Genomic DNA, 12,067 nt, shown 5'->3' with positions numbered 1-12,067 from the left:
TGGAAGCTCGCGGGAATGCGGCGCGGGAGGAATAGGGTCTTGCCCTTTTCCGAGCGTCCCGATAGCCTGCGCGGAAATTCAACCAACCCAGCCACGCTTATGTCCGCCAATCTCGCAGAACTGCTCGGCACGATGATCCTCATCCTCCTTGGCGACGGCGTCGTCGCGAATGTGGTGCTCAAACAGACCAAGGGGCACAACAGCGGCTGGATCGTGATCACGACGGGCTGGGCGTTGGCGGTGACGGTGGGTGTTTACTGCACGAATGCGATCAGCGGCGCGCATTTGAATCCCGCCGTGACGATTGCGATGGCGACCATTGGCAAATTCGACTGGGCGCTGGTGCCCGGTTACATCGCCGCTCAGATGGCGGGCGCGTTTCTCGGCGCGGTGCTCGTCTGGCTGGCCTATCTGCCGCATTGGAAGGCCACGGAAGACCAGGGAGCGAAGCTTGCCGTCTTTTGCACCGGTCCGGCTATTCGTCACACCGTGAGTAATTTGATCTGCGAGATCATTGGCACCTTTGTGCTCGTGCTGGGTGTGCTGGCGGTCCTTTCGCCCGCGAATCTGGTGCCGAACTCCGGTTTCGACAAAGGTTTCGCTCCCGCGCTCGTTGGCGTGATCGTGTGGGCGATTGGTTTGTCTCTCGGCGGTCCCACTGGCTACGCCATCAATCCCGCCCGTGACCTTGGTCCGCGCCTCGCGCATTTTGTTTTGCCGATTCCCGGCAAGGGCGGCCCTGATTGGGGCTACGCTTGGATTCCCGTCGTCGGCCCGATCATCGGCGGGATTCTCGGCGCGATGGTTTACAAGGCGTTCTGGCCGGTGGTGTGAAGAGAATCAAGGATCTCTGATCATTTCGCATGAGCGGCCTTCCCCATCAAAGAAAACCAAAATTCTGTAGAGTCCGGGAAACACGTATAGGGCAGTAAAGCTGCTGGTCTGCTGAAGTTGGGTTGCATGTTGTTTGATCCAAGGCCTGTAACGACGTGATTGGAGAACTTGATCCAAATCGTTCGGGTTGTTGATGACAGTTTCTTTTACCTCAAAGCCGGAGTCATCACTCTTGCTCCATTCATCGCGTGTTGCGTGTCGTTCTTCCAATGACTTGATATGTTCTATAGTATGCGAGAACGCAGGGTTGGCCCACTGCCAAGACATTCGCTCTAGTTGCTTCAGATCTCGTTGATATTTCCCTTCAGAGCAGGAAGCGCATAAAATCAGAACACTCGCAAGGACGGCTTTCATCTTACTTCGGCGTGTGTGGCACGAGCACATCGGGTGACTCATTCGCCTGACGAGCGCGTTTGGTCATCTCCTTGGCGAATTGTTCCTGCGAACGCACGGCTTTGGTGGCGGTGACTTGCGGAAGGTGCCAGGTGCCGTCGGGTTTGAGGATGCGACCGCGGGCGGTGTCGGCGAAGTGGACTTCGAGGATGTGCTGGAGGCGTTTGCGCGCCTCCTTGTCGTCCACGGGCGTGAGCAGTTCGACGCGCTTCGACAAGTTGCGGTTCATGAAGTCGGCGCTGGCGATGAAGACGACCGGTTTGCCGCCCTGGCGGAACCAGAAGATGCGGGCGTGCTCGAGGTTGCGGTCGATGATGCTGACGACGCTGATGTTTTCGCTGATGCCCTTGATGCCGGGGCGCAGGCAGCAGATGCCGCGCACATTGAGGCGGATTTTCACGTCGGCCTGCGAGGCTTCGTAGAGCGCCTCGATCATCTGGCGGTCCTCGAGAGCGTTCATCTTGAGCATGATCTCGGAGGCATCGCCCTGGCGGGCACGCTCCGTTTCGCTGCGGATCATGCCGAGCAGCCGCTCGCGCAGGCCGTAGGGGGCCATACTGAGCTTGTTGAAATGCACAAAGCGGGAGCGTCCGGTGACGGTGTTGAAGAACGCGGAGGCGTCGGCACCGAGCTCGGCGCGGCAGGTGAGCAGGCTGATGTCGGTGTAGAGCTTCGCGGTGCTTTCGTTGTAGTTCCCCGTGCCGAAGTGCATGTAGCGCGTCATGTGGCCGGACTCGCGGCGCATGACGAGGCAGACCTTCGCGTGCGTCTTCAATCCGGCGACGCCGTAGATGATCTGCGCACCCGCGTTGATGAGATCGGCGGCACGTTCGAGGTTGCGGGCCTCGTCGAAGCGCGCCTTCAGCTCCACGAGCACGGTTACGTGCTTGCCGGCCTGAGCGGCGCGGATGAGCGCGGAGATGATGCGGCTGTTTTTTGCCGTGCGGTAGAGGATCTGTTTGATCGCGATGACGTTCGGATCAGCGGCGGCCTCCTCGACGAGCGCGAGGACGGGATCAAAGCTCTCATACGGATGATGAAGCAGGATGTCGCCGCGTTTGATCGCGTCGAAGATGCTTTCACCCGGCGTGATCGAGGTGCTGAGGTGGCTGTCCCAGGATTCGACCTTCAATTCATCAAAACCGGAGATGCTTGCGATCTGGAAGTAGGCGCGCAGGTCGAGTTCGCCGGGAACTTCATAGACTTGCGCGGTTTTGGCACCGCAGAGGTCGCGGATGATGCGCGTGTGCTCGCGTGAGGCACCGGCTTCGACCTCGATGCGGATGGCGGGGCTCTTCAAACGTGCTTCCAGCACCTCCGCCATCTCGCTGGCGAGGTCGAAGGCGCTTTCGTCATCGACGGTGATGTCGGTGTTGCGGCTGACGCGGAAGCGGGCGGGCGTGGAGACTTTTTCAGACGGGAAAAACTCGCCAATGAAGAGCGTGACGACGTCTTCGAGGTTCAGATAAAGAAACTGGCCGCCATCGGGGTCGGGGATCGACACGTGACGTGGCAGATTGGCTGGCAGGGGCAGCAGGACGTGGCGTTTCTCCTCCCCCGTGGTCACGGTGCAGAGAAGCACGATGTTTAGCGCGGGGATGGCCGCGCGCGCGCCCGCGTCATCGACCACGACGGGTGAGAGGACGGGGAAGATGTGCTCGTCAAAAAACTCACGCAGATGCGTTCGCTGCGCGGGCGAGAGACTCGTCACAGCGAGGCGGCGGATGCCGTTTTCATGCAGGAGGGGCACGAGCTGCTGCTGGAGGATCTCATATTGGCGGCTGACGAAGACGGCGGCGTGCTGGTGGATCTGTTCCCACTGCTGCGAGGGCGTGAGGCCGGCACTGTCGCGCGCGCGGACGCCCTGCTCGCGCAGCAATTGCAGGCCGCCGACACGGACCATGAAGAACTCGTCCAGATTTGAGGCGGTGATGGCGAGGAATTTCACCCGTTCGAGCACAGGAAGCGTGGCGCGGGCGGCTTCATCGAGCACGCGGGAGTTGAAGGCCAGCCAGCTCAGCTCGCGGTTGATGAAATGCTCCTCGGTGAAGCGCGGCTTGGCCGGCGCGGGACGTTGTTCAGGATTTGGCGAGGGTGATGTCATAGCCGTAAATTTCGCGGAAGAGATCGCACTTCGAGTTGATGGCGATCTGCTCCACGGTGGTGTCGTCCACGCCCTGAGTGAGCACATTGAGGCGCGAGCCTTCGGGACGGAGCTGGATGGATTTGATGCGCTGTGCGTGGCTGCGGTCGAGCGAATCGGCGAGGCGCAGCAGCGCGGCGAGCTTGAGCACGATCATGCGCTCCTCGCGTGAGAGGTCGGAGAAGTGCGGGTGATTCGGTTCCGGATTGTAGCGGCGGTGGTAGCGGGCGAGCAGGGCCACCATGACACGGTCCTGCGAGCTGAGGCCAAAGATCTCGGTGTTCAGCAGGATGTAGAGGCTGTGCTTGTGATGCTCGCGCGGGCTGATGAACATGCCGACCTCGTGCAGTGTGGCGGCGACGCGGAGGATGAGCTCGTATTTGGAGTCGAGTCCGTGCAGATGCTGCAGCTCGCGGAAGAGCTGGCGGGAGAAATTCGAGACGTGATCCGCGTGCTTGCGGTCGGTTTTATAACGCTGGCCGATCTCGCAGGCGGCCTGCATGACCTCCTCCTGGAAGACGGCGGTGCGGGAGCCGGAGGTCATCAGATCGAGCATCAGCTCGAGCTGAAAGTCGCCCTCAGGTACCCAGAGTGAGTCATCTCCAAAGCGGCGGGCGAGGGCGAGATTCGTCTGCAATGCAGGCACGATGCCCTCACCGCCGGTGTAGTGAACATGCAGTTCACGGACGAGTTCGTCAGGGTTCAGGCGTGCGAGCTTGTCGGTGAGACGTGACAGATCGTCCTCCAGCACACGGTGCGCGCCGTGGCGCGCCTTGCCAAGGCGCGGGGCGACGCTCTGGATTTCGACACCGATGGCGACGTGGTGGTCGATCTTCACGCCGGAGTAATCCTGCGCGAGATGGTCAACGACGCCGCGAATGTGCTCCTCCAGATGCAGGAGCTGGTGGTGCGACTCCTCGTCCGGCGTGGCGACGGCCTCGCGGGCGCGGAAGATGCCGAGGCGGTAGTTGCTGTAGGCGGCGAGGCGTCCCTGCTGGAAATAGATGGCGCGTGTGTTTCCAGGGCCGATGTGCGACACGAAGGTGTTTCCCTTTGCTAGCGTGGGATTCCGCATGAGCAGGCGCTGGGCGATCTGATAGACAAGGCGCGTCATGTTGCCGTCATCAATGAGGCTGGGAGCGACACCACTGTGGACCTGGAGGCGGTTGAGGAAAATCTCGTGATTAGAGGCCTCGGAGAGAATATTTGAGGTGAACAAACGCAACTGCGATGACGGGATGCCGTATTCGCGCATCGTCTGCAGATAATCGCGCAGGATGGCGGCGGCCTGATCAACCGTGGCGCGGGAGATGCTGCGGGAACGGAAGATGTCGCGCGCGACGGGCAGGGGACGGTCCAGGCTTTCAACGCGGTTGAACTGGCCCTTTTCATCCTGACGGCCGATGACGAGGGAGACCGATGCCGCGCCGACATAAATGACGGCATGTTCGGGCGGCGTGGCCGCCGCTGCTTGGAGTGTTTCGCTCATGCGCGTGATTACTTCTTCTCGTTGCGCAGCCAAGCCACCGCACCTGCGGCCACGGCCTGGCCTCCGAGCTTGGCGAGCGAGTATTTCACGCCCTTGGCGAGCTCGGGGATGGCGTAGCGTTCGACTTCCTCCTTCAGCAGGTTCAAATAAAGGCCGGGCAACTCCTCGACGAGTCCACCTCCAAGCGTGACGCGGTCCGGCGCGAGAAGATTGACCACCATGGCCACACCCATGCCAAGATAGCGGATGGAGTTACGGAACATGATCATCGCCGCGTCGTCGCCGCTTTTGAAGGCGCTGGCGAGCGCCTTGCTGCGGATGCCGCGCAGCGCGCCCTCGGTTTTTTTGTCGAGCTCAGGAAGCTGGCCGCGATAGCAGGCCACACCGGCCTGCGAGGCGAGCGCGAGACGGCTGGTGAGATCCTCCAAGGTGACGGTGCCGAAAACCGGGCTGCCGATGTGCGTGCCTGGAAGGAGCAGGTTGCCGAGTTCCATCGCCGAAATGGCGCGGCCCATGACGAGCTGGCCGTTGTAAACAAAACCGGAGCCCACGCCGGTGCCGGGAAACACGCCGAGCAAGGAGCGCGCGCCCTTGCCAGCGCCGAGCACATACTCGCCATACGTGCCCGCATCCACGTCGTTCAGCACAGCGACCTCGCACTTGAACTCGGTCTGCAGCAGCTTGCGCAGCGCCATATTCGACCAGCCGAGATTCGGCGCGAAGACGAGGACGCCCTTGGCCGGATTCACGAGGCCAGGACAGCCGATGCCGATGCCCTGAATGCCCTTCGGATTGACGCCTGCATCCTCGATGGCCTCGTGGATGGCCTTGACGATCTTCGAGCGTCCTTTGGCCGCGCCATCGGAACCGTTGGTCGATCTGCGCGCGGAGCCGAGCACGTTGTAGTTCGCGTCGAGCACCGAGGCCATCATCTTTGTGCCGCCGAGATCAAAGCCGATCCAGAACGGCACGTTCTTGAGCTTTTTGGCTGCTTTGACGGGCTTGGCGGCTTTTGGGGAAGCTTTTTTGGCAGGCATAGATGAATGCAAGACACACGGGCTTGGTTGAATCGGCAAGTGACATTCTGGCGGGCGGTGAAATCACCTCCCCCAATGCCTCGCGGCGAAGGTCAGATACTGCTTCCAGTCGTAGTCGGTGACGTCGTGTTTGCCGGTGCGGACGTGGTAGCCAACGAAATCGCCGACGGGAGTGTCGATGGCAGGTTGTTCATCGACCATGACGCCTTTTTTGCCAAAGAGCGCATAAACGGGGCCGGCGAACTTCCCGGAGAGGAACTCGCCTTTCGGATCGGCCCAGTGATCCTCGGCGGCGCTGGCGATGTAGATGGGGCGTGGCGCGGCGAGGGCGATGAACATGTGCATGTCGATGGGGCAGGCGGCGGCGTTGCCGGCGTAGCTGGCATATTTCGGCGTGAACCAATGAGGGAAGGCCTTGGTGATGATGGCGGTGGTCTCGCCGAAGTCGCGACGCATGAGCGCGGCACCGCCTTCGCCGGAGTTGTTGGAGATCACAAAACCAAAGCGTTCGTCCTGCGCTCCGGCCCACAATGAGGTTTTGCCAAGCCGTGAGTGGCCGATGACGGCAAGGTGCTTGCCATCGACTTGCGCGTCGGTTTGCAGGTAGTCGGCGATGCGGCTGAGGCCCCAGGCCCATGCGCCGATGGCGCCCCATTCGCCGTCTTTCCAGACTGTGTTCGCACCATCCTTGCTGACGGCGGCGCGGAGTCCGTCTTTCCAGCCGTCGGCGTGGTCGGGCTCGATGTCGCCATAGTAGGCGGTGGCGACGGCGAAGCCGCGTTTGAGGATCATTTCGAGCGCCCAGCGGCTGCTTTCCGTGCCGCGTGTGGCCTCGGTGGCCTTGTGATCGACGATGTTCTTCTCCTTGCTCTCGCGCATCCAGCGGGTGTTGAGCGGAATGTCGGTTTCCTGGCTCACGGCATGATTGCCGCCGAAACTGAGGCCGACGAAGCAGGGGGCGCGTTTTATGTGGTTGGGCGTGTAAAGCATCACGTCCATGCCGGGCCATGCCGGATAAGCTGGAAGCGAGATGTGGATGAACTTGCGAGTGGCGATGCCGCCGAGCGCGTCCGGCTTTGTGGCGGTGACTTCAAACTTCGGAGCGCCGAGGTTTGCGGGCGTTTTGCCGAAGACGTGGTCTTCAAAGAGCTTCACGATTTCAGGGCGACGTGTTTGGGTCCATTCCTCTGCCGTGGTGAGCTTCAGATCCGGCAGCGGATCGTTACCGACCTTGGATTCGTCGTAATTCACGCCGGGACGCGGAGTCTGGGCGAGGGCGGTGGCGGCAAGGAGGGTGAAGAAGGCGGTGCGCATGGTTGGTGGAGGTGGAACGTGATGGGAGGACAGAATTGTGCGTGCCATGGCTGGCAAGGTGTTGTTTGATCGGCGGAGATTTTATGGAAACGCCCGCTATGCCGCCGCCTTTGCCCGCACCCGTGCCCGACAGTCCGCAGTATCGTTTTTCAAAGACCGGTGTCGTGCTGGCGTTCGCCGTGATCACGGCATGCGCGTTGTTTGTGCTGCGGACAAACGCGGAGCAGCAGCGCGACGAGTCACCGGTGGTGAAGCCGAACCAGGTGCTGGAACTGCTGGCGCGCTACGCGGTGGGAGTGAAGGGCCTGGTGGAGAGCACAGGCCAGAAGGATGCCGGGCTGGCGGTTACCGTGATGCGAGATGTGAAAACGGTGGCTCGTGGCGAGGTGGACGAGTTGCGGATTTTGCTGCTGAAAGGATGGTTGAATGACACCTGGCCGGCCGAGGCGGAACTGGCCGCTCTGGCGGCTAAAAATGAGGGTTTGCGGCAGGATGTGGCCGCGATCGCGCAATTGAAGGCCATGCAGGGAAATGTGGAGGACGGCTTGTGGCAGCCGTTTTTGAAACGGCATGGCTGGATCGCCAAAATGACGCGTGCGCAGGCCGGAGGAGCCAAGGATCAGGCGCGCCAGGAGATCGTGGGGCAGGCCATCGGCACGACGCTGGTGCTCATTGGTGGAACCTCTTTGGGAATGCTCGCCGCGGTCGGCGGGCTGGTGTTGATGATCATGGCCATCGTGCGCTGGCGGAAAGGGACGCTGCGACTCGACTTGAAGAGACGCGATGGCGGTCATGGAGGTGTTTTGGTGGAGGGTTTTGCGATTTATCTCGGGCTGTTCCTTTTTCTGCCATCGCTGCAGAGGGCGCTGCCGTTTCATTTGCCACGCTGGACGGTATATCTGGCCATGCTTGTGGCGTTGATCGTCGGGATGTGCTGGCCGCTGCTGCGCGGCATGCGCGGGAAGTGCTGGCGCGAGTCCATGGGGCTCCATGGCGGCCAGGGCATGCTGAGGGAGATGGGCGCGGGCATGCTAGGATGGCTGGCGGCGCTGCCGCTCATTGTGCTGGGCATGATCGCGGCCTCGTGGATCACGAAGCTGACCGGCCAATTTCCCTCCCATCCGATTGTGGAGGTGTTTGCAGGCGACGGCTGGGCGAAATTCGGCGCGATCATGCTCGCGGTGGTGTGGGCGCCGGTTTCGGAGGAGCTGATGTTCCGTGGGTTGCTGTTTCCCGGATTGACCGCGTGGCTGCGCTGGGTGCCGGGCATGCTGGTGAGCGCCTTTGTTTTTGCGGTGATCCATCCGCAAGGCTGGGCCGGGGTCCCGGCGATCATGGCGCTGGCGGCGGCGTTTTCCCTGCTGCGCATGTGGCGGCAGAGCCTGATCGCGCCGATGACCGCTCACGCGCTGAACAACGGCCTCATGTGCGCGATGATGTTGCTGCTGTGGTGATGTCGGGAGTCTCTGTCCGGATGCGCACCGCTTTGAGCATGCCTTTGACGAGCCTCATCACGTCATCGAGCACCATGTAGCACATGGGGACGAGGAAGAGGGTGATGACGGTGGCGAAGAGGCTGCCGTAGCCCATGGCGACGGACATGGGCGTGAGGAACTGAGCGCTGGTGGCCTGCGCGGTGCGGTTGTCGCCGAAGATCCATTCGAGGATCTGCTTCACGATGGGCGGGGAGTGCTCCACCATAGGGCCGAGATTGAAGATGAGCGGCACGAGGCCGACGAAGGTGGTGATCTGCGTGAGGAAGATGGCGCGGAAGCGCGAGGAGCCGCCCTCGGTGACGGCAGAGGCCATGTCGCCGCCGTTGTCTCGCAACTCATTGATGCGATCGACGAGGACGAGCGTGTCATTCACGATGACGCCGGAGACGGCGAGCATGCCGCAGAGGCTCATGAGGCTGAGCGGCATGCCGTGGAAGAGATGGCCGAGCGTGGCGCCGACGACGCCGAAGGGGATCAAGATGAGCACGATGAATGGCTGGAGGTAGCTCTTTAACGGGATGGCGATGAGGGCGTAGAGGAGGAAGAGGACAAACCAGGTGGAGTACTTCAGGGCCGTCTGGCTTTCTTTTTCGCTGCGGGCCTCCCCTTCAAAATTCCAGCCGATGTGCGCATGCTGGGACATGAGCTCCTCCAGGAAGGGAATGAGGGATTCACGCACGACGCCGGGGTTGGTGGTGGCCTTGTTCACATCGGCGGTGATGTTGAGGGCGCGGCGGCGGTCCACACGTTTGATGGAGGTGAATCCTTTGCCGACTTTCGCCTCCGCAACGCGGGCGAAGGGGATTTCGAGGCCGTTCATGGCACGGACGCGGAGCGTGTCGAGCGTGGCGAGGGATTTGCGGTCCTCTTTCGGATAACGGAGCATGACCTTGACCTCGTTGCGGCCGCGCTGGATGCGCTGGACCTCGTCTCCAAAGAAAACGCCGCGCACTTGACGTGCGAGGTCGTTGACGGTGAAGCCGAACTGCTGCGCCTCGGGCTTCAAACGAAGCTGGATCTCGTTGCGGCCGGAATCGAGGCTGTCGGACACGTCGAAGACGCCGGCGATGGTGCCGAGCTTTGCTTTGATCTGTTCGGAGAGGGCGAGCAGCTCATCGGGATTCGTGCCGGTGAGCTGGATGTCGATGGGATCACCGCTGCGCATGATTTCGGCGCGGAAGGTGAGCTCCTCGGCACCGGGGATGCTTTTCGAGCCATAGGCGGCCTCGATGCGCTTCCGCCAGTCGGCGGCCATTTCCACGGTGCTGACCTGCATGCTGCGTTCCTCGGGGCCGTAGGTCTCGATGGTGACTTCGCCGCGATGGCTGCCGCTACCGCCGGAGGAGCCGCGGGAGCTGCTGGTCATGCCTGAGTTTGAAATGATGCTGCGGATGACCGGACGGCCGTCAGGACCGACGTAATCTTTGCGCATTTGCTCGGCGAGCTCATAGATTTTGGCGACGTGGTTGTCCGTGGTTTCAAACGGAGTGCCATCGAGCATGGCGAGGCGACATTCGATGCGCTCTGAGGCGACGCGGGGGAAGAAGGTGGTCGCGATGCGGTCGCTGAAGTAGAAGGCGAAGAGCACGCCGAGACCACCGAAGACTGCGGCGAGCACGCTGTAGCGGTAATGCAGGCAGAAGCGCAGCGCGGGGCGGTACACGCGTGTGACAAACTTTGCCAGCAGGCCTTCCGAGAAGCGATGCACGGGATCAAGCGCGTCGGCAGCGCTGCTGAGCACAGGGAAGCGGTGCGCGAGATGACTTGGCAGGATCAGCTTTGTCTCCATCAGGGCCAGCAGCATCACGCAGATGAAAATGATGGCGATGGGCTGGAACATGACGCCGAAGTCGCCAAAGCCGGCCGCCATCGGTGAGAAGGCGGCGATGGTGGTGAGCACGCCGAAGGTGATGGGCGCGGCGAGACGCTTCACCCCCTCGATGGCGGCATCGAGCGAACTTCGCCCTTCCTGTTTGAAGGTGTCCACCTGCTCCGCGGTGACGATGGCGTCGTCCACGACGATGCCGAGGACGAGGATGAAGCCGAAGACGGAGCTCAGATTGATCGAGAGATCGAAGAGCGGCATCAGCGCGAACGCGCCGAGGAAGCTCATCACCATGCCGACGGCCACCCAGAACACCGCGTCGAAGCGCAGGAAGAGCCCCACGCAGATGAAGACAAGGATGAGGGAGCTGCGGGCATTTTGCAGGAGGAGCTGGATGCGGCCCTTCACGATCTTCGAGCGGTCGTTCCAGAACTCAAGCCGCACGCCATTGGGCAGCTTGCTGCCTTTCGTGAGGATGTAGTTTTTGACGTTCTCGGCAATCTCGATGGCATTCTGCGACTTCTCCCGCATCACCGTGATGGAGACGCAGCGTTTGCCGTCGAGGCGGGAGATGAGGAGGTTTTCGTTGAAGCCGTCGGCGATCTTCGCGATCTCACCGAGTGTCAGCTTGGTGCCATCCGGCCGGGTAAGGACCACAACACGGGCGTAATCGGCTCCGCTGTAAGCGCGGCCGCGGGTGCGGATGGAAACATCACCCGCCTCGGTCTGCACCACGCCGGCGGGAAGGTCGATGGCGCTGCCGCGGATGGCGGTGCTGATTTGATCGAGCGTGAGGCCGTATTTTCGCAAGGTGGCCTCCGGAATCTCGATGCTGATCTCGTAAGGCCGCACACCGCTGAGGTTTGCGTGCGAGATGCCGGGCAGTGCGGCGATCTCGTCGCGGATCTGCTCGCCGAGGCGTCGCAGGTCGCGCTCGGCCATGTCGGCGGCCAGCATGACGCTGATGACCGAGTCGAGGTGGTCGTCCTGCTGGATGATGGGCCGCTCCGCCAGCGTGGGGAAGTTTGGGATGGCATCGACGCGGATTTTCAGCTCGTCGAGGATGTCGCGGGCCTGATCGGCTTCATTGATTTCGATCATGACATTGCCACCGCTCGATGAGGCGGTCGAAACGATGCGCTTGATGCCGGTGACCTGCTGGATGGCCTCTTCAATCCGCAGGACGATGGTTTCCTCCACTTCCTCCGGCGTGGCACCGGGATACGGCACCTGGATGGAAAGGAAACGCGACGGCATGTCCGGAAACACCTCCAGCGGGATGCGTCCCGTGAGCAGCGTCCACAGGCCAAGTCCCATGATGGCGAGCATCAGGAGATTGGCGGCGACGGAGTTGCGGGCGAACCAGGAAATCATGGACGCATGGTCAAGAGGCTAAGGACTGAGTCAATCTAGCCGGGAAGGCTATCGATCTAACGATCCGGAAACGCATCCAGTGCGTCCAACCTGCGGTTTTGA

At 61.8% G+C, this 12,067-nt stretch carries 8 protein-coding genes; 2 read left to right on the top strand and 6 right to left on the bottom strand.

Annotated elements, in window-relative coordinates; genetic code table 11:
- Positions 1 to 99 precede the first annotated feature (99 nt).
- Positions 100 to 834 carry an MIP/aquaporin family protein gene (locus tag ACILSE_RS03965; RefSeq protein WP_395716057.1) on the top strand — a complete coding sequence of 245 codons (735 nt, stop codon included), beginning with the start codon at positions 100 to 102 and terminating at the stop codon, positions 832 to 834.
- 6 nt (positions 835 to 840) lie between these two features.
- Here the strand turns inward: ACILSE_RS03965 and ACILSE_RS03960 are convergent, their stop codons facing one another.
- The 5 genes from ACILSE_RS03960 to ACILSE_RS03940 form a co-directional block, all read right to left on the bottom strand.
- Entirely contained in the window at positions 841 to 1,248 is a 408-nt protein-coding gene (locus ACILSE_RS03960; protein ID WP_395716056.1) for a hypothetical protein, read from the bottom strand.
- A gap of 1 nt (position 1,249) precedes the next feature.
- Positions 1,250 to 3,391, bottom strand: a complete 2,142-nt coding sequence (gene ppk1, locus ACILSE_RS03955) for a polyphosphate kinase 1 (protein ID WP_395716055.1) — start codon at positions 3,389 to 3,391, stop codon at positions 1,250 to 1,252.
- Positions 3,366 to 4,919: a hypothetical protein gene (locus ACILSE_RS03950; protein ID WP_395716054.1), complete on the bottom strand. Its 1,554-nt coding sequence runs from the start codon at positions 4,917 to 4,919 to the stop codon at positions 3,366 to 3,368. Before ACILSE_RS03950 ends, ppk1 begins: the two co-directional genes overlap by 26 nt.
- 8 nt (positions 4,920 to 4,927) lie before the next feature.
- On the bottom strand, positions 4,928 to 5,956 hold the full coding sequence (locus tag ACILSE_RS03945) for an ROK family protein (RefSeq protein WP_395716053.1): 1,029 nt from the start codon (positions 5,954 to 5,956) through the stop codon (positions 4,928 to 4,930).
- A 63-nt stretch (positions 5,957 to 6,019) separates the two neighbouring features.
- Positions 6,020 to 7,270: an acetylxylan esterase gene (locus ACILSE_RS03940; RefSeq protein ID WP_395716052.1), complete on the bottom strand. Its 1,251-nt coding sequence runs from the start codon at positions 7,268 to 7,270 to the stop codon at positions 6,020 to 6,022.
- 83 nt (positions 7,271 to 7,353) lie between these two features.
- On the opposite strand from ACILSE_RS03940, the gene ACILSE_RS03935 reads away from it, so the two are divergent.
- Entirely contained in the window at positions 7,354 to 8,724 is a 1,371-nt protein-coding gene (locus ACILSE_RS03935; RefSeq protein WP_395716051.1) for a lysostaphin resistance A-like protein, read from the top strand.
- On the opposite strand, the gene ACILSE_RS03930 is transcribed toward ACILSE_RS03935, so the two are convergent.
- Entirely contained in the window at positions 8,693 to 11,965 is a 3,273-nt protein-coding gene (locus ACILSE_RS03930; RefSeq protein ID WP_395716050.1) for an efflux RND transporter permease subunit, read from the bottom strand. The genes ACILSE_RS03935 and ACILSE_RS03930 overlap by 32 nt on opposite strands.
- Between the last annotated feature and the right edge of the window lie 102 nt (positions 11,966 to 12,067).

Source organism: Prosthecobacter sp. (assembly GCF_044236155.1).
Lineage (GTDB): Bacteria > Verrucomicrobiota > Verrucomicrobiia > Verrucomicrobiales > Verrucomicrobiaceae > Prosthecobacter.
This window is presented reverse-complemented; position numbering and strand designations above follow the sequence as displayed.